Origin of the sequence: Sphingobium xenophagum NBRC 107872, from assembly GCF_000367345.1 — a bacterium.
Lineage (GTDB): Bacteria > Pseudomonadota > Alphaproteobacteria > Sphingomonadales > Sphingomonadaceae > Sphingobium > Sphingobium xenophagum.
Map to the genome: position 1 here is coordinate 203,497 of NZ_BARE01000007.1, position 17,334 is coordinate 220,830.

The following is a 17,334-nucleotide window of genomic DNA, read 5'->3' on the forward strand; positions in this document are numbered from 1 at the left end:
AACGGATACGACGCCCGGACGATCAGCGAAACAGCAGTTCCGCCGCCATGTCCCACAGCCTTGGCGAGGATGCACCGAGCAGACCCCGGCGCATGTCGCCCACGACATAGGCGGTCCCATCGAGCCGCTGACAGCAGCCGCCCGCTTCGTTCAGAAACAATGTGCCCGCCGCATGGTCCCATGGCAGGGTGCGGGCGAACACCGACACATCATTCTGTCCCAGCACCAGCCGGGGATATTGTTCGGCGGCACAGCGGGGAATATCGACCAGCGCGAACCTGTCCTGCGACCTTAGGGCAATGTCGGCGCGCTCGTCCGGCGTCATGAAATAGACCGCCAGCGCTGCGATCGGCAAAGCACCGCCACTTTCGCGCGCCTGCACCCGTTCATCATCGATATGACTGCCACCGCCCAGCATCGCATGGCACAGCCGTCCGCTGATCGGATCGAGAATCCAGCCGGCCAGCGTCGTCCCGGCATCCGCCAGCGCGATCATGATGCCGAAGGGCGGCTTACCGGCAGCGAAATTGCCGGTGCCGTCGATCGGGTCGATGATCCAGTTGAGACCATCGCCCGCCCGGTCGAGTATCGAAGGGTCGGCGGCGCAGGCTTCCTCCCCGATAATGCCTGCTTCGGGCAGGATCGCGGCCAGCCCCTCGGCCAGCCTGATTTCGCTTTCCTTGTCCGCGATGGTGACCAGATCGTCGGCGTCCGCCTTTTCACTGATCTCGCTGCTCGCCAGATTCTGGTAGCGGGGCATCACGACATTGCGGGCCACATCGCGCATCAGCGCGACGACCGGGGCATGCAGCTCCAGCATCAGCTGCGATAGTCCGCGTTGATCGAAATATAGCCATGGGTGAGGTCACAGGTCCACACCGTCGCGCGCCCCTCGCCCAGCCCCAGGTCGACGCCGATAACGATGTCCTGTCCCTTCAGATGCGCGGCAACCGGCGCTTCGTCATAACCCGCCACCGCCAGGCCCCCGGTCGCCACCTGAGTCGCGCCGAAACGGATGGAGAGCAGGTCGCGATCAGCCGGTTCGCCAGCCTTGCCGATCGCCATGACGACACGGCCCCAATTGGCGTCCTCACCCGCAATCGCCGTCTTGACCAACGGCGAGTTGGCGATCGACAGGGCGATCCTGCGCGCGCTGTCGTCGCTGGTTGCGCCCTCGACACTGATCTCGACAAATTTGGTCGCGCCTTCGCCATCGCGCACGACGAGATGGGCGAGTTGGCGGCACAGATCGGCCAGCGCGGCGGCAAAGGCGTCGGCGCCTGTATCATCCATGCTAGTGAGCGGGGCGTTGCCTGCCTTACCGGTGGCGAAGGCCAGCACCGTATCGCTGGTCGACGTATCGCTGTCGACCGTGATGCAGGAAAAGCTGCGGGTGTTGGCGGCCGAGAGCATGGATTGCAGCAGCGCCGGGTCGATGGCGGCATTGGTGAAGATATAGCCGAGCATCGTCGCCATATCCGGCGCGATCATGCCCGACCCCTTGATGATGCCGACCAGATCGACCCGCGTTTCCCCAATCATGGCGGAGACATGGGCGCCCTTGGCGAAGGTGTCGGTCGTGCCGATGCTGTTGGCCGCATCTTCCCAGCCGCAGGGGGCGGCGGCAAAGGCCGCTTCAAGGCCGGCCTCTGCCTTGTCGATGGGCAAGGGCACGCCGATCACCCCGGTCGAGGAGACGAATATGTCCGAGGGCTGGCAGGAAAGGTGATTGGCGACCTTGGCCGCGATCGCCTCCACCGCCGCGCGACCGCGATGGCCAGTGAAAGCATTGGCATTGCCCGCATTGACGACGAGCGCGCGCGCCGACCCCAGCGGAATGGCATCCCGGCACCATTCGACTTCGGGGGAGGGGCATTTGCTCTGCGTCGTCACGCCAGCGACCGCAGTGCCTGCGTCGAGTTCGACATAGGTGAGGTCGCACCGCTCCCACGCCTTGTATCCGGCACGGGCGCGACGCAGCGTCACGCCTGCGATCGGAGGCAGGGCCGGAAAGGCGGCGGGGGCGAGGGGGGAGCGTTGCATTCTGTCTCACTTTGTAGAAAGTCGGCATGTCTTTAAGCGGACTGCGCGATTGGACAAGCATGTTTTGGAGTATCTTGATGAGGACGCTTTCGTGCGCGCTGAGCGCCGGATTAATTGCCGTTGCCCTGCCAATGGCCGTGTCAGCCAAAGACAGCAAAGAAAAGGTCGCAAAAGCAGAACCATTGGCCAATCCCGGCAGTTGGTTCAGCGACGAAGATTATCCAGTCGCCGCTAATCTGGACGGCACAGAAGGCAAGGCAGGCTTTAAACTGGGTATCGGACTGGACGGACGGGTTGCCGATTGCGCAATCACAGTTGGAAGCGGGTCGGAAGTTCTTGACGAAACGACATGCACGATCCTCAAGCAGCGAGCACGATTCAAGCCTGCAACAAATGCAAAAGGCGTGATTGTTCCGGGCGTTTACTCCGGCATGATCACTTGGCGCATCCCGCAAAACCACGCTGTGCGACTGACTGATCAACACAAGCGTCTGAGCTTGGCATTTGACGTGGACGAGGAAGGCGTCGTTGAAAACTGCAAAATCGTGGAAAATCTTGGGAATGCGACCTATGTAGCATCATTGTCCCGTGTGGTTGACCCGTGCGAAGTTATGACGACGCGGAATCGTCCCACCCCGGTGCTGGATGCCGAGGGCAACGCGATCAAGGTTCATGTCGAAACGACTACCGAGACGAAAATCACGCCGCGATAACAGCTGCTGATCGTATCCGCCTTGATTGACTATCGGTTGAGCGCTCCCTAAATCGCCGCGCATGTCTGCGCGTGGTCTCTGTTCGGGGCACGCTTCCCTATTGTGTCAGGAATTTGCATGTTCGGCGCCCTCGCCAAGTCCATCTTCGGATCGTCCAACGAACGCTATGTGAAGTCGCTGGGCAAGATCGTCGACAAGATCGCCTCGTTCGAGCCATCGGTTCAGGCGCTGAACGACGCGGATCTGGCAGCGCAGACGGTGCGTTTTCGTGAACGGCTGGCCGCTGGCGAGACGCTGGACGACCTGCTGCCCGAAGCCTTTGCAACGGTACGCGAAGCTGCCGTCCGGGTGCTGGGCATGCGGCATTTCGATGTGCAGATGGTGGGCGGTATCGTCCTGCATCGCGGCGAAATCGCCGAAATGCGGACGGGTGAGGGCAAGACGCTGGTGGCGACGCTGGCCACCTATCTCAACGCGCTGGAGGGCAAGGGCGTCCATGTCGTTACCGTCAACGACTATCTGGCCAGCCGTGACTGCGAATGGATGGGGCAGGTCTATCGCTTCCTGGGGCTGACGACCGGCGTGATCGTGCCGAACATCAGCGAGGATCAGCGCCGCGCCGCCTATGCCGCCGACATCACCTATGCGACGAATAACGAGCTGGGCTTCGACTATCTGCGCGACAATATGAAATATGACCGCGCGTCGATGGTCCAGCGCCCATTCAATTTCGCCATCGTCGACGAAGTGGACTCGATCCTGATCGACGAGGCGCGCACGCCGCTGATCATTTCCGGGCCGACCGACGACAAGTCGGAACTCTATGTCGCGGTCGATGCGATCGTGAAGCAGATCGACGAATCCGATTATGAAAAGGACGAGAAGCAGCGTTCCGTCACCCTGACCGAAGAGGGAACCGAAAAGATCGAGCGGCTGCTGGAGGCGGCGGGGCTGCTACAGGGCAGCAACCTCTATGATTTTGAAAATACGCAGGTCGTCCATCATGTGAACCAGGCGCTGCGCGCGGTCGTGATGTTCCGCCGCGACATCGATTATATCGTCAAGGACGGCAAGGTCGTCATCATAGACGAATTTACCGGCCGCATGATGGACGGGCGCCGCTGGTCCGACGGGCTGCATCAGGCTGTGGAAGCCAAGGAAGGCGTCCAGATCGAGCCGGAGAACCAGACGCTGGCGTCGGTCACCTTCCAGAATTATTTCCGCATGTATCCCAAGATTTCGGGCATGACCGGCACGGCTTCCACCGAAGCGACCGAATTCTACGAAATCTACAAGATGAACGTCGTCACCATCCCCACCAACAAGCCGGTGCAACGGATCGACGAGCAGGACAGTTTCTACAAGAATATCGAGGACAAGTTCCGCGGCATTGCCCGCACGATCAAGGAACATTCGGAAAAGGGCCAGCCAGTGCTGGTCGGCACCGTGTCGATCGAAAAGTCCGAAATGCTGTCCGAATTCCTCAACCAGGAAGGCGTGCCGCACGCGGTGCTGAACGCGCGCTTCCATGAGAGCGAGGCGCACATCGTGGCGCAGGCCGGGCGCAAGGGCGTGGTGACGATCGCCACCAACATGGCCGGACGCGGGACCGACATCCAGCTGGGCGGCAATCTGGAACTTCGGGTCGAGGATGAATTGCGCGACATGCCCGAAGGGCCGGAGCGCGACGCCGCGATCGAAGCGATCAGGGCGGAAATTGCGGCGGAGAAAGCCGAAGTGCTGGCGGCGGGCGGCCTGTTCGTGCTGGCGACCGAGCGGCATGAAAGCCGCCGTATCGACAACCAGCTGCGCGGTCGTTCGGGGCGTCAGGGTGATCCTGGCCTGTCGCGCTTCTACCTCAGCCTGGACGACGACCTGATGCGCATCTTTGGCCCGGACACAATGTTCGCCAAGATGATCCGGTCCAACCTGGAAGATGGCGAAGCGCTGCCCCCCTCCAAATGGCTGAGCAAGGCGATCGAGACCGCGCAGAAGAAGGTCGAGGCGCGCAACTACGATATTCGCAAGCAGGTCGTCGAATATGACGACGTCATGAACGACCAGCGCAAGGTGATTTACGAGCAGCGGTCCGACATCATGGATGCAGAGACGGTCGACGATGTCGTCACCGACATGCGCCATGAAACCGTCAACGACATTGTCGGCAGCAGCTGCCCGCCCGGCACCTATCCCGAACAATGGGACATCGCCAAGCTGAAGGCGCGTACGCTGGAAATTCTGGGCCTTGAGCCGGATTTCGACGCTTGGCTGGCCGAAGATGCTGTCGATCCTGAAATGATCGAGGAGCGGCTCTCCGCCCTGGCCGACGAAACCGTCGCGGACAAGGTGCGGGAGGTCGATCCGGCGGACTGGCACATGATCGAAAAGTCGATCCTGCTCCAGAGCCTGGATCATCACTGGAAGGAGCATCTCTCGACGCTCGATGCGCTGCGGCAGGTCGTGCATCTGCGCGCCTATGCGCAAAAGACGCCGATCAACGAATATAAGCAGGAAGCCTTTGCCCTGTTCGAGCGGATGCTGGAAAATATCCGGGAGGATGTGACGGGATCGATCGCGCGGGTGCAGTTCCGCATGGATGCGCCGCTGCCCGAATTCGACCTGCCCGTGCTACCCGATTTCATCACGACCCATATCGATCCTTTCTCCGGCGAAGATAACAGCGCCGATTTCGATGCGGGGACATTTGGCGGGATCACGACGACGATCCCGCGCGCGCCTGCGGTCCCGGCCGGCGAATTCGCCAATCTGGACATCAGCCGCAATGCGCCGTGCCCCTGTGGTTCGGGCCAGAAATACAAGCATTGCCACGGCGCGCTGGCCTGATTTCCAATCGGGGGGCAGAGACCCGTTCATACCTGCCCCCCCGGTTAACCAGCCCGCTTATCGCTTCTGCAAGATTGCTGCGACAGATTCACATCTGATCCTGGGGGGAAACCGGGAGACAGCGATGAACAGCATCCATTACAGGCCGCAGGTCCAACGTCGCCGCGAAAGCCGCTTCATAGCCAATGCGCGCGCGACGCTTTTATGGGACGGCGTCACCGAACCTGTCACCATCCTGAATATCTCCTCCTACGGCGCGCTCGTCACCGGCCTGTATCTACCGCCGATCGGCGCGCGCGTTACGGTGATTGCCGACTATCTGGAAGTATGCGGCACGGTGATCTGGTGCGGCGTGGAGCGTTGCGGCCTGTTGCTGAGCCGAGAGATAGACCCATTGGCGGTGATCGCCGAGCCATCTGTCAGCACCGTGGCCCCAACCCCGCAACGCGAAATCAGCCTGAAACGGATTGCGCCCGGAACCTACGCCTGAGCACCGCGAGGCCGACGAATAAACAAAATCGTTCCAAGAGCAACAACCGCTCCAGCAATAACATCGATCAAATAGTGAGAGCCGAACAGCGGCGTAGAACTGATCATCAAAATGTTGATGATCAATGATGGCCAAAACAACCAAGGCGTCCCGCGAGAACAATAGATGGCAATAATTCCCATGGCTGTATGAAATGACGGGAATGTGACTAAACCAGGCAAGTTGTTCAGGTCCAGCACATGCTGCGGGTCTGTTCGTAATGCCAGCAAGTGGCGCATATGATAGATTCCAACCCACGGATCCACATTGTGGAACAGCGCGCTCTGAGGTCGGTAATGTAATGCGGCTGCTGTAGCGGGAAAGAGCATTCCCACCGATGAACATATCAAGGCGCTAGTAAAAAACAGCACCATCAATTCCTGGCATCGTCGGGTCGGATCACGGCCAAGCAGAAGAATGACGAAAAGGCCAATCGAATACGTGCTTAAGCCTGTGTAGCTATAGTCCATCAACTGAATCAGTGTGGGGTGCCTGTCGAGCATCAAGGCATACTGCAACCAATCGAAACGCAAGAAGGAATCCGCCGCCGCGAGCCAGTTATCGGCGAATGGGTAGGCGATCGACATGGTCAAATGATTGTACAAACGAAGTACAGGCCATGCGATCAACATGAATGCACCGCCCCGGCAAAGCATATGTAACCGCGGTCGATCAGCTAGGCGGAAAGCGCCCCAACTGCCTATAACGACAAAGGGCAGTATGACGTTCAGCACTTTCCAACTGTCTGCCGACAGCCGAAGGGGAGACATCAACAGCCATCCAATTTCCATCATTCCCAGCAACCCAAGCGCGAGCCAGAGCGGCGGAATGCTGATTCCAGACAAAGGAACCCGAACGGCGGAGAACCGAACAGGTTGGAGCAGTTGTGTAGCCATGACCGGTGCATGCACCAGATACGGTTAAAAACGGATATACGCCCTAATATGAATTATCCGAAATGCCTTGGTACACGCACCATTTTGGCGGAAGGGGTGGGATTCGAACCCACGGATGCTTGCACATCGGCGGTTTTCAAGACCGCTGCAATCGACCACTCTGCCACCCTTCCGTCGCCTCGCTTCCTAGCGCGCTGTGCTGGCTTGCCAAGCGCAAAAATCGCCTGGGGCTCGGTTCGTCGTCTAAACGGGCCATAGTTGCCATTAAGGGGATTCACCTGCCGTCCGGCCTGTGCAACAACGGGGGGATGAGAGATTCTCTGCGTTCGTCTGTATTTTCGCTGTTGCTGGGACTGGCTGGCGTAACGGCTGGCACTGTCGTGCCGGGGGTTGCGCAGGCACAGGATGTGACGGATTTTCGCGCCTATCTGGAAAGCCTGCGCCCCAAGGCGCGGGCGATGGGGATCAGCGACGCGACGCTGGACAGCGTGTTTCCGACGCTGACGCCCAATCCGCGGGTCATCGCCCTGGACCAGACGCAACCCGGCGGTGGCGCTTATTCGCCCATCCCCAATTTCGAACCCTATCGCCGCCAGCATGTCGATGCCGCGCGGATCAGGCGCGGCCAGACCGCCTATCAAGCCAATCGCGCGCGTCTGGCCCGTATAGAGGCGGAAACCGGCGTGCCGGAGGAGATCATGGTCGCCATTTATGGCCATGAAACCAATTATGGCAGCTATGTCGGCGATTTCGACCTGATCCGATCGCTGGCAACGCTGGCGCATGAGGGGCGTCGGCGCACCCTGTTCGAGCCGGAACTGCTGGCGACGTTGAAGATGCTGGACAATGGTGTGCCGCGCAGCCGCTTGGTCGGCAGTTGGGCCGGGGCGACTGGCTATCCCCAATTTCTGCCGTCGGTCTATCTGCGGCTGGCCAAGGATGGCGATGGCGACGGGCGGGCGGACATCTGGACCAGTGAGGCGGATGCACTGGCGTCGATCGCCAATTATTTCGTGCAGGCCGGATGGCGACGCGGGCAACCCTGGGGCGTGGCGGTCTCCGTGCCGTCCAGCTTGAACCGCGCCAGCGTAGCGGCAAAGACCAATCCGGCGCGCTGCCCGCGCGTATTCAACCGGCATAGCCGATGGCTGACCATGGCCGAATGGCGCAAGCTGGGCCTTACCCCGCAAAGCGGCACCTGGCCCGCCGATACGGTGATGGCGACGCTGCTGGAGCCGGACGGGCCGGGCAAGACCGCCTATCTGCTGACCGGCAATTACCGGGCAATTCTGGATTATAACTGTTCCAATTTCTATGCTCTGTCTGTGGGGTTGCTGGCCGATGCGGTCAAATAAGGGGGGGAGGCTGCCTCTGGCGGCCGGACTTATACTATTGCTGGCATCGTGCAGCGGCGGGGAGCAGCCGCCCATGCCACCGCCGCCCGCGTCATCGCCGCGCCCGCTGGCGCAGGGCGCGATGGTATCCGATGAACCCGTGATGATTGGCGCCCCCTACAGCGTCGGCAAGGTCACCTACACGCCCGAAGACGCGCCCAATTATGATGCTGTCGGTTATGCGGGCTGGTATGGTGAGGAGTTGCAGGGCAACAAGACGGCCAATGGCGAAACCTTCGTGCCGGAGGCGATTACCGCCGCGCACCAGACATTGCCGCTGCCCAGCTATGTCGAGGTGACGGCGCTCGATACCGGGCGGACGATCCTGGTCCGGGTCAATGATCGCGGACCTTTCGCCAATGACCGGATCATCGACCTGTCGCGCGGCGCGGCGGAGCAGTTGGGCGTGATCGGCGAGGGCGCGGCGGCGGTGCGGGTGCGGCGCGTCAGCCCGCCCGATCAGGAACGGGTTGCGCTGCGCAGCCATGGCCGGGTGGCAGAGCGGCTGGAAACCCCGCCCGCCTTGCTGACGGCGCTGCGAGCCAAGCTGCCCGCCCGTCCCGCAGCAAAGGTCGTAGCAAGGCCAAACGCCAAGACGCCGCCCAAGCCGGTCCGCGGCCCAGCGAAGCGCGAAATTGCGCCAACGCCCGCCAGGCAGGATGGCTTCGTGGTGGAAAAGGCGGGCGCGCCATCCGCGCCAACGCCTGTCGCGCCAGTTGCTCCTGCCCCTGCTTCTGCCGCCGCGCCAGTCGCCGCCCGGACTTATGTGGTGCAGGTCGCCGCCTTCTCGTCCCGCGCCCGCGCCGAGACGCTGGCGAAGCGCATCGGCGCCAGGGCAGTGGAGGGCGACGGCGTGTGGCGGGTGCGCTTTGGCCCCTATCCCACGCAGGACGCCGCGCAGGCCGGTGTGCGCGCCGCCGCAGCCAAGGGGTTTGAGAATGGCCGCATCATGGCTAATGACGCGCGATAGACATCGCGCACCAACCAAGCGATTCCATCTCATTTGAAGGCAGCCCCATGAACAAGTCCGTCGCAGTCCTCCTCTTCACCGGGCTGTTGGCCCAGCCGCTGACCGCAGCGGCGCCGCCCTACACCAGCGAAGCGCCGATCGCTTATATGAAGGATCTGTCGTCGGGTGCGGTGCTGTATGACAAGGGCGGCGAAACCAAGATGCCACCCGCATCCATGGCCAAGATGATGACCGCCCATGTCGCCTTCCGACTGATCCAGAAGGGCGAATTGAAGCTGGACACCATGTTCACCGTACGCCCGGAAACCTGGAAGCAGTGGCACGGACCGGCTGCCGGTTCGACCATGTTCCTGTCGGCGGGCGAACAGGTATCGGTGGAAAATCTGCTGCATGGCATCGTCACCCTGTCCGGCAACGACGCCTGCGTCGTTCTGGCCGAAGGGATTGCCGGGACCGAGCAGGCTTTCGTCGCGCTGATGAATGAGGAGGCCAAGCGCATGGGCCTCAAAAACAGCCATTTCGGCACCAGCAATGGCTGGCCGGACGAAGGCGTGACCTATGTGACCGCCGAGGATCTGGCCAAGCTGGCGCAGGGAACGATCGAGGAAACGCCTGATCTCTATAAGCGTTTCTACGCCACCCGATCCTTCACCTGGGGCAAGACGATGGGCGGCGCGGACATTGCGCAGGGCAATCGCAACCCGATTTTGGGCAAGATTGCCGGGGCCGACGGCCTCAAGACCGGCCATACCGAAGAAGCGGGCTATGGCTTTACCGGGTCGGCGGAACAGGATGGTCGCCGCCTGGTGATGGTGGTGGCCGGGCTGACCAGCTTTAACGGGCGCATCCAGGAATCGGTCCGCTTCATGGACTGGGGTTTCAAGGCGTGGAAGGCGCAGCCCCTGTTCAAGAAGGGCGCGACTGTCGAAACCGCTGACGTCCAGTTGGGCAGCGCGACCAGCGTGCCGCTGGTCGCGCCGCAAAATCTGGCGGTCACGCTGCCGCGCACCGCATCGACGAATATCTCCGTCAAAGTGGTCTATACCGGCCCGATCAAGGCGCCGATCGCCAAGGGGCAGAAGATTGCCGACCTGATCGTATCCACGCCCGACACGCCGCCGCAGGTTATGCCGCTGGTCGCGGGCGCGGATGTCGCTGAAGCGGGCATGTTCGGCCGGTTGTGGAATGGCCTGAAAACGCTGTTCGGGTGATAGAAGGACGGTTCATCACGCTGGAAGGCGGGGAGGGCGCGGGCAAATCGACCCAGTTGCGCGCCCTTGCCGCCGCTCTGCGCGCGCGCGGACTGGAGGTCGTGGAAACGCGCGAACCGGGCGGCAGCGAAGGCGCGGAAGCGATCCGTTCGCTGTTGCTGACGGGCGGCGCGGATCGCTGGAGCGCGCGGGCGGAGGCTTTGCTGTTTGCTGCGGCGCGGGCCGACCATATCGAAAAGACGATCCGCCCCGCGCTGGCGCGGGGGGCGTGGGTGCTGTCCGACCGCTTTCTCGATTCAAGCCGGGCCTATCAGGGGCAGGGGGCGCTATCCGACGCGGACATTGTGACGCTGCACCGGATCGGCAGTGAGGGTTTTCTGCCTGACCGGACCTTGTTCCTGACCTTGCCAGCGGGTGAGGCCGAAGCGCGGGCACGCGTGCGGGACGGTGGCGCATCGGACCGGATTGGCGGCCGCGACCAAAGCTTTCATCGCGCCGTAGCGGATGCCTTCGCTCGTTTCGCGACGGACGAGGCGGCGCGATTCCGTGCGATCGATGCGTCCGGCGAACCCGGCGCGGTCACGGCCCGCCTGATCGATGCGCTGGCAGATCTGCTACCATGACGTCCCTTCTGGGCCATAACGCGCAGGCCGGCACGCTGATCGACGCGGCGGCGAGCGGGCGGATGCATCATGGCTGGATATTGAGCGGGCCAAAGGGCATCGGCAAGGGCAGCTTCGCACGGGCGATGGCGCTGCGTCTGCTGGCCGACGCCGCAGGCCCGCCGGTGGTGGGGGCCGGGCTAGACGTGCCGGAAAGCCACCCGATCCGCCGCCTGATCGAAGCGAGCGCCCATCCCGATTATGCCGAACTGTTCCCGCTGGAAAAGGATGGCGTCACCGCGCGCAACATCAGCGTCGATCAGGTTCGCGGGCTGCAACGGTTGCTTCAGTCCGCGCCGTCGCTTTCGACCCGGCGGATCGTGGTGATCGACAGTGCGGACGATCTGGAGCGGGGCGCGGCGAATGCGTTGCTCAAAAATCTGGAAGAACCGCCCGCCGACATGATCTTCCTGCTGGTCAGCCACGCGCCGGGCCGGTTGCTGCCGACGATCCGTTCGCGTTGCCGCACGCTGCGTTTCGATCCGCTGAGCGACGGAGCGATGCGCGCCATCCTGCGCGGCAAGGATGAAAGCCTGTCCCCGACAGAGATTGACGCGCTGATCCGCGCGGGCGAGGGGTCGCCGGGCAAGGCGCTGCGCTATCTGGGCCTGAACCTGGCGGACATAGAAAGCGCGATGGCGCGGATTGCGCAGGATGGCGACCGGGACAATCGGCAGCGACTGGCGCTGGCCAAAGCGCTGGCGATCAAATCCGCCAAGCCGCGCTATGAGGCATTTCTGGAGCGCGCGCCCGCCTTCATCGCGCAGGCCGCGCGGCATCGCAGCGGGTCGGCACTTGGCGTGGCGCTCGACCATTGGGAAAAGGCGCGGCATCTGGCGGGCGGGGCAGTCATCCTGTCGCTTGATCCGGCCGCGGTCGTTTTTGAACTGGCCGGCCATGTCGCGGCGCTTGCGCCACCATCGGCCTGAAAAGCGGCTTCCCGCCCGACGCAACAGCCGCTAGGGACATCGCATGTCCCAGCCCTATACCATCACCACCGCCATCTCCTATCCCAATGGCCGCCCCCATATCGGCCACGCCTATGAGGTGATCGCCACCGACGCGATCGCCCGTTTCCAGCGCATGATAGGCCGCGACGTCTTCTTTCAGACCGGCACGGACGAACATGGCCTGAAAATGGCCCAGACCGCGCGGAACCGGGGGATCGAACCTGTCGCGCTGGCCGATGAAATGTCAGGCTATTTCCGTGACATGAACGATCGGCTTAACATCAGCCATGATCGTTTCATCCGCACCAGCGAAGCGGCGCACCATCGCGCCAGCCAGGCCATCTGGCAGGCGATGGAGGCCAATGGCGACCTGTATCTGGATCGGTATGAGGGCTGGTATTCGGTCCGCGATGAAGCTTTCTACGACGAAAAGGAACTGACCGACGGGGAAGGGGGCGTCAAGCTCTCGCCACAAGGCACGCCGGTTGAATGGACGGTCGAGGAAAGCTGGTTCTTCCGCCTGTCCAACTATCAGGACAAATTGCTGGCGCTCTACGAAAGCCAGCCCGATTTCATCCGTCCGGACAGCCGCCGCAACGAGATTTTACGCTTCGTCGAAGGCGGCCTTTCGGACCTGAGCATTTCGCGCACCAGCTTCGACTGGGGGGTCAAGGTGCCCGGCAGCGATGGCCATGTCATGTATGTGTGGGTTGACGCGCTCACCAACTATCTGACCGGCTGCGGCTATCCCGATGATGCCGACCGCATGGCAAGATATTGGGCGGAAGGCGGCGACATCACGCATATTATCGGCAAGGATATCGTGCGTTTTCATGCGGTTTACTGGCCAGCCTTCCTGATGAGCGCGAAGCTGCCCCTGCCTAAGCAGATTTTCGGTCATGGCTTCCTGCTCAACCGGGGCGAGAAAATGTCCAAATCGGTTGGCAATGTCGCCGACCCGATCGAACTGGCCGATCGGTTCGGTGTGGATCAGCTGCGCTACTTCCTGTTGTCGGAGGTCACTTTCGGCAATGACGGCAGCTATAGCGCGGAGGCGATCGTTCAGCGCTCCAACAGCGATCTGGGCAATGCGTTCGGTAATCTGGCGCAGCGGACGTTGAGCTTCATCGCCAAGAATCTGGACGGCAGACTGCCAGCCATTCACGGCCATGATCCGGCGGACAGCGAGTTGTTCGATCTGATCGACCGGGTCGTGCGCACTGACATGCCTGCCGCCATGGCCGATCTCGCGCCGTCCGTCGCGATCGACGCATGGCTGCGTGCCGCCTTTGCCTGCAATCAGTATATCGACGCCCAGGCGCCATGGTCATTGCGCAAGACCGACCCGCAGCGGATGGAGACGGTGCTGGCGACGCTCTACATCGCGATCGCGCAATTGGCCGTCGCGGTCCTGCCGGTCATCCCCGCCAGCGCGACCGCGCTGCTCGATCATATGGGCATCCCCGCCGACAAGCGCAGCTACAACGCGATCGGCGATCACTGGTATTCGCCACTGGCCGAAAGCGACTTCATCCTCGCCGCGCCCAAGCCGCTCTTTCCCCGGCTCGAACTGACCGAAGCGGACGGGTGAACCCATGCTGATCGACAGCCATTGTCACCTGAATTACAAGGGGTTGATCGAGAAGCAGCAGAATGTGCTGGAACGTGCGCGCGCGTCCGGCATCGACCTTATGCTCAACATCGCCACGCGCGAAAGCGAGTGGGACGCGGTGCTGGACACTGCGATCCGCGCGCCGGACGTGTGGGCGACGGTTGGCATCCATCCGCATGAGGCGGACGAGCATCCCCATATCGACACCGCCAAGTTGGTCGCCCGCGCAGCGCACCCCCGCGTCGTGGGCATCGGCGAGACGGGCCTGGATTATTATTATGACCATAGCGACCGCGACCGGCAGCGCAGCAGCTTCCGCTCGCACATCGTCGCCGCGCGCGAAACGGGCCTGCCGCTGATCGTCCACACCCGCGATGCGGAGGAAGATACGCTGGCGGTGATGCGTGACGAGATGGGGAAGGGGGCCTATACCGGCGTCATTCACTGTTTCACTGCCAGTGGCGCCTTTGCCGACGCCGCGCTGGAACTGGGCTTCTACATCAGCATATCGGGCATCGTGACCTTCAAGAGCGCCAAGGATTTGCAGGAAACCGCCGCGCGCCTGCCGATTGACCGGTTGCTGGTGGAAACGGACTCGCCCTTTCTGGCGCCCGTGCCGCATCGCGGGCGTCCCTGTGAGCCGGCCTTCGTCGCCGACACGGCCAAATTCCTCGCCAATCTGCGCGGCGAAAGCCTGGAGGATCTGGCCGCAGCTACCTCCGCCAATTTCCGCGCCTTGTTCAAGAAGGTGGCATGAGCCTGAAACTCACCATCCTGGGCAGCGGCACATCGTCGGGGGTTCCGCGCATCGGCAATGACTGGGGGGCGTGCGACCCGGTCGAACCGAAAAACCGCCGTACCCGCGTGTCCATTCTGGTCGAAAGCGCGACGACGCGAATATTGGTGGATACATCGCCCGACATGCGCGCCCAGTTGCTCGCAGCCGATGTGATCGCGATCGACGCGATCTTGTGGACCCATGACCATGCCGATCACAGCCATGGGATCGACGATGTCCGGCAGCTGTTTCATCATCGCCGCGTGCCGCTGCCCGGCTATGCCCGATCGCAAACGCTCAACCTGCTGCGGCAGCGCTTCGGCTATGCCTTTGAAGGGCGCAACGGTTATCACCCGACCGTCGACGGGCGGATCTTGCCCGATGGCCTGCGGATCGGCGACATCGACATTGCCTGCGTCGATCAGCCGCATGGCGAAATCTATTCGACCGGCTTTCGCTTCAGCCATGGCGGCAGGTCCGTCGCCTATGCCACGGATTTTCATGACCTGACGCCCGATATGCTGGCGCTGTATGATGGGGTGGATGTGTGGGTGGTGGACGCGCTGCGGGAAAAGCCGCACCCCACCCATCCTCATCTGGCGCTGACGCTGGATGGCATCGCCGCCGCCCGGCCCGGTCGCGCGATCCTGACCCATATGGACCAGAGCATGGATTATGCGACATTGCGCCGCACCCTCCCCAGCGGGGTCGAACCGGGCTATGACGGCATGGTGATAATGTTGGAAGCGGTGGAGCAGGGGGATTGATGGACAGCGGCGATCAGGCGGCATCAACCATCTGGTATGTGCTGGCACTGGTGCTGGTCGGCTCCGCGCTTATCGGTCGGCGGCTGGCCTGGGGCGGCGTGCTCCGCATGGCGTTGTTATGGGTCGCCATCTTTGCCGGGCTGCTCGGCCTGTTCAAACTGGCGCAGGACGAAGGCTATCTGACCGGCCGTTGGGCAGAGCAGGGCGATCTTGTCGATGAAAGCCCGGCGTCGCTGCCGCCAGCCAAGGCGCAAGGCCAGTCGATCCGCATTCCCGTAGCGCCCGATGGCCATTATTGGGTCGAAGCGACGATCAACGGCACGCCTGCCCGTTTCCTGATAGACAGCGGCGCGACCATCACCGCGCTATCGGAAAATACCGCGCGCGCGTCTGGCCTCAACTATGACGTCGGCGCACCCGGCGTCGTCATGACCACCGCCAATGGCAAGGTGGAAGCGCGGCGGTCCAGCATCGCCAGCCTGGTCGTCGGCCCGATTGTAACGACCGATCTGCCCGTCGTGGTGTCATCCAGCTTTGGCGAGGTCAATGTAATCGGCATGAACATGCTGTCCCGCCTGAAAAGCTGGGGCGTGCAGAATGGCGAAATGGTGCTGACGCCATGACCGCCCCAATAGAAACTGGCGCCCCGACACAGCGCGAGCGGCTGAAAGCCATTATCGGCGGTTCGACCGGCAATCTGGTCGAATGGTATGACTGGTATGCCTATGCCGCCTTCACCCTCTATTTCGCACCGCACTTCTTCCCCAGCCAGGACCGTACAGCCCAGTTGCTGAGCGCAGCGGGCATCTTCGCCGTCGGTTTCCTGATGCGACCGATCGGCGCATGGCTGATGGGCGTTTATGCCGACCGGCACGGGCGCAAGAGCGGGTTGACGCTGTCGGTCGCGCTGATGTGTGCGGGATCGCTGCTGATCGCGGTGACGCCGGGTTATGAGACGATCGGCGTCGCAGCGCCCTTGCTGCTGGTGCTGGCGCGGTTGATGCAGGGGCTGTCGATTGGCGGGGAATATGGCGCGAGTGCGACCTATCTCTCCGAAATGGCGGGCAAGAACCGGCGCGGCTTTTTCTCCAGCTTTCAATATGTGACGCTGATCGCCGGGCAACTGGTGGCGATCTGCGTGCTGCTGGTGTTGCAGGCCGTACTGAGCGAGGCGCAACTGGATGCATGGGGCTGGCGGATACCCTTTTTCATTGGCGGGGGGCTGGCGGTCATTGTGTTCTGGCTGCGGCGCGGGCTGGCGGAAACGCAAAGCTTTGCCGTGGCGAAGGCCGAGGGCGCGCCGAAATCGGGCTTCGTCGAATTGTTGACGACGCATCCGCGTGAAACCGCGACGGTGATGCTGTTGACCGCTGGCGGCACGATCGCTTTCTATGCCTATTCCATCTACATGCAGAAATTCCTGGTCAATACGAGCGGATTGAGCCGGGAGGCGGCATCGCAGATCAATGCAGCGACGCTCTTTGTATTCATGCTGTTACAGCCCGTTGCTGGCGCATTGTCCGACCGGATCGGGCGCAAGCCGCTGATGATCGGCTTCGGCGTTATGGGCGTGCTTTGCACCTATCCGATCTTTGCGACGCTGGCAGTGACCAGGGACCCGCTGGTCGCCGGGCTGCTGGTGATGGGCGGACTGGTGATCGTCACCGGATATACATCGATCAATGCCGTGGTGAAGGCCGAGCTGTTTCCAGCCCATATCCGCGCGCTGGGCGTCGCGCTGCCTTATGCGCTGGCCAATACGATGTTCGGCGGGACGGCGGAACTGGTCGCCTTATGGTTCAAGCAGGCCGGTATGGAGCAGGCATTCTATATCTATGTCAGCGTGATGATCGCCATCTCGCTGGTCGTCTATGTGCGGATGAAGGACACGGCGAAAACCAGCCTGATCCGGGAGGATTGAGGCGAAGCCGACACTGAGCCGAACATAGGCGCGGATGATATGTG

General features: G+C 62.3%; 16 protein-coding genes and 1 tRNA gene. 13 read left to right on the top strand and 4 right to left on the bottom strand.

Translation table 11 applies throughout. The features are described 5' to 3' along the window. Positions 1–22: 22 nt before the first annotated feature. Together SX1_RS04710 and argJ are read right to left on the bottom strand one after the other, a co-directional pair. A complete protein-coding gene (locus SX1_RS04710; RefSeq protein WP_167383154.1) occupies positions 23–823 on the bottom strand; it encodes an inositol monophosphatase family protein in 801 nt (266 codons plus the stop codon). Further along, on the bottom strand, positions 820–2,043 hold the full coding sequence (argJ, locus tag SX1_RS04715) for a bifunctional glutamate N-acetyltransferase/amino-acid acetyltransferase ArgJ (RefSeq protein ID WP_019052133.1): 1,224 nt from the start codon (positions 2,041–2,043) through the stop codon (positions 820–822). Before argJ ends, SX1_RS04710 begins: the two co-directional genes overlap by 4 nt. A 77-nt stretch (positions 2,044–2,120) precedes the next feature. Between argJ and SX1_RS23480 the strand changes: the two genes are divergently transcribed. The 3 genes from SX1_RS23480 to SX1_RS04730 all read left to right on the top strand — a co-directional run bounded on the left by SX1_RS23480 (position 2,121) and on the right by SX1_RS04730 (position 6,090). Then, entirely contained in the window at positions 2,121–2,756 is a 636-nt protein-coding gene (locus SX1_RS23480) for an energy transducer TonB (RefSeq protein ID WP_157410109.1), read from the top strand. Positions 2,757–2,873: 117 nt separating this feature from the next. Then, positions 2,874–5,600, top strand: a complete 2,727-nt coding sequence (gene secA / locus SX1_RS04725) for a preprotein translocase subunit SecA (protein WP_017184402.1) — start codon at positions 2,874–2,876, stop codon at positions 5,598–5,600. Positions 5,601–5,724: 124 nt separating this feature from the next. Then, the gene (locus SX1_RS04730) at positions 5,725–6,090 is read left to right on the top strand and encodes a PilZ domain-containing protein (RefSeq protein ID WP_019052135.1); all 366 of its coding nucleotides are present in this window, start codon (positions 5,725–5,727) and stop codon (positions 6,088–6,090) included. Here SX1_RS04730 and SX1_RS04735 read toward each other — a convergent pair. Together SX1_RS04735 and SX1_RS04740 are read right to left on the bottom strand one after the other, a co-directional pair. Then, the gene (locus SX1_RS04735; protein WP_026149513.1) at positions 6,081–7,025 is read right to left on the bottom strand and encodes a phosphatase PAP2 family protein; all 945 of its coding nucleotides are present in this window, start codon (positions 7,023–7,025) and stop codon (positions 6,081–6,083) included. The genes SX1_RS04730 and SX1_RS04735 overlap by 10 nt on opposite strands. A gap of 85 nt (positions 7,026–7,110) precedes the next feature. After that, a tRNA-Ser gene (locus SX1_RS04740) sits at positions 7,111–7,198 on the bottom strand. Between the two features lie 135 nt (positions 7,199–7,333). Here SX1_RS04740 and SX1_RS04745 point away from each other — a divergent pair. The 10 genes from SX1_RS04745 (at position 7,334) to SX1_RS04790 (ending at position 17,290) form a co-directional block, all read left to right on the top strand. Beyond that, a complete protein-coding gene (locus SX1_RS04745; RefSeq protein WP_043145265.1) occupies positions 7,334–8,380 on the top strand; it encodes a lytic murein transglycosylase in 1,047 nt (348 codons plus the stop codon). Positions 8,381–8,453: 73 nt separating this feature from the next. Then, positions 8,454–9,389 (top strand): septal ring lytic transglycosylase RlpA family protein, encoded by a 936-nt coding sequence (locus SX1_RS04750; protein WP_019052138.1) that lies wholly within the window; start codon positions 8,454–8,456, stop codon positions 9,387–9,389. 47 nt (positions 9,390–9,436) lie between these two features. Beyond that, the gene (locus SX1_RS04755; RefSeq protein WP_019052139.1) at positions 9,437–10,600 is read left to right on the top strand and encodes a D-alanyl-D-alanine carboxypeptidase family protein; all 1,164 of its coding nucleotides are present in this window, start codon (positions 9,437–9,439) and stop codon (positions 10,598–10,600) included. Beyond that, on the top strand, positions 10,597–11,223 hold the full coding sequence (gene tmk / locus SX1_RS04760) for a dTMP kinase (RefSeq protein ID WP_017182364.1): 627 nt from the start codon (positions 10,597–10,599) through the stop codon (positions 11,221–11,223). The genes SX1_RS04755 and tmk overlap by 4 nt, the downstream gene beginning before the upstream one ends. After that, complete coding sequence (locus tag SX1_RS04765) at positions 11,220–12,191, top strand: DNA polymerase III delta subunit-related protein (RefSeq protein WP_019052140.1); 972 nt, start codon at positions 11,220–11,222, stop codon at positions 12,189–12,191. The genes tmk and SX1_RS04765 overlap by 4 nt, the downstream gene beginning before the upstream one ends. 43 nt (positions 12,192–12,234) lie before the next feature. After that, on the top strand, positions 12,235–13,803 hold the full coding sequence (gene metG, locus SX1_RS04770) for a methionine--tRNA ligase (protein ID WP_019052141.1): 1,569 nt from the start codon (positions 12,235–12,237) through the stop codon (positions 13,801–13,803). A 4-nt stretch (positions 13,804–13,807) separates the two neighbouring features. Beyond that, positions 13,808–14,581, top strand: a complete 774-nt coding sequence (locus SX1_RS04775; RefSeq protein ID WP_019052142.1) for a TatD family hydrolase — start codon at positions 13,808–13,810, stop codon at positions 14,579–14,581. Next, positions 14,578–15,369: an MBL fold metallo-hydrolase gene (locus SX1_RS04780; protein WP_019052143.1), complete on the top strand. Its 792-nt coding sequence runs from the start codon at positions 14,578–14,580 to the stop codon at positions 15,367–15,369. Before SX1_RS04775 ends, SX1_RS04780 begins: the two co-directional genes overlap by 4 nt. Continuing rightward, positions 15,369–15,992, top strand: a complete 624-nt coding sequence (locus SX1_RS04785) for a retropepsin-like aspartic protease family protein (RefSeq protein WP_017182369.1) — start codon at positions 15,369–15,371, stop codon at positions 15,990–15,992. The genes SX1_RS04780 and SX1_RS04785 overlap by 1 nt, the downstream gene beginning before the upstream one ends. Next, entirely contained in the window at positions 15,989–17,290 is a 1,302-nt protein-coding gene (locus SX1_RS04790) for an MFS transporter (RefSeq protein ID WP_019052144.1), read from the top strand. Before SX1_RS04785 ends, SX1_RS04790 begins: the two co-directional genes overlap by 4 nt. The last annotated feature ends 44 nt before the right edge of the window (positions 17,291–17,334 follow it).

Excerpts from the sequence above, each read along its gene's own strand:
- argJ (WP_019052133.1), bottom strand. The coding sequence starts at position 2,043 with ATGCAACGCTCCCCCCTCGCCCCCGCCGCCTTTCCGGCCCTGCCTCCG.
- SX1_RS23480 (WP_157410109.1), top strand. The coding sequence starts at position 2,121 with ATGAGGACGCTTTCGTGCGCGCTGAGCGCCGGATTAATTGCCGTTGCC.
- secA (WP_017184402.1), top strand. The coding sequence starts at position 2,874 with ATGTTCGGCGCCCTCGCCAAGTCCATCTTCGGATCGTCCAACGAACGC.
- SX1_RS04730 (WP_019052135.1), top strand. The coding sequence starts at position 5,725 with ATGAACAGCATCCATTACAGGCCGCAGGTCCAACGTCGCCGCGAAAGC.
- SX1_RS04735 (WP_026149513.1), bottom strand. The coding sequence starts at position 7,025 with ATGGCTACACAACTGCTCCAACCTGTTCGGTTCTCCGCCGTTCGGGTT.
- SX1_RS04745 (WP_043145265.1), top strand. The coding sequence starts at position 7,334 with ATGAGAGATTCTCTGCGTTCGTCTGTATTTTCGCTGTTGCTGGGACTG.
- SX1_RS04750 (WP_019052138.1), top strand. The coding sequence starts at position 8,454 with ATGCCACCGCCGCCCGCGTCATCGCCGCGCCCGCTGGCGCAGGGCGCG.
- SX1_RS04755 (WP_019052139.1), top strand. The coding sequence starts at position 9,437 with ATGAACAAGTCCGTCGCAGTCCTCCTCTTCACCGGGCTGTTGGCCCAG.
- SX1_RS04765 (WP_019052140.1), top strand. The coding sequence starts at position 11,220 with ATGACGTCCCTTCTGGGCCATAACGCGCAGGCCGGCACGCTGATCGAC.
- metG (WP_019052141.1), top strand. The coding sequence starts at position 12,235 with ATGTCCCAGCCCTATACCATCACCACCGCCATCTCCTATCCCAATGGC.
- SX1_RS04775 (WP_019052142.1), top strand. The coding sequence starts at position 13,808 with ATGCTGATCGACAGCCATTGTCACCTGAATTACAAGGGGTTGATCGAG.
- SX1_RS04780 (WP_019052143.1), top strand. The coding sequence starts at position 14,578 with ATGAGCCTGAAACTCACCATCCTGGGCAGCGGCACATCGTCGGGGGTT.
- SX1_RS04785 (WP_017182369.1), top strand. The coding sequence starts at position 15,369 with ATGGACAGCGGCGATCAGGCGGCATCAACCATCTGGTATGTGCTGGCA.
- SX1_RS04790 (WP_019052144.1), top strand. The coding sequence starts at position 15,989 with ATGACCGCCCCAATAGAAACTGGCGCCCCGACACAGCGCGAGCGGCTG.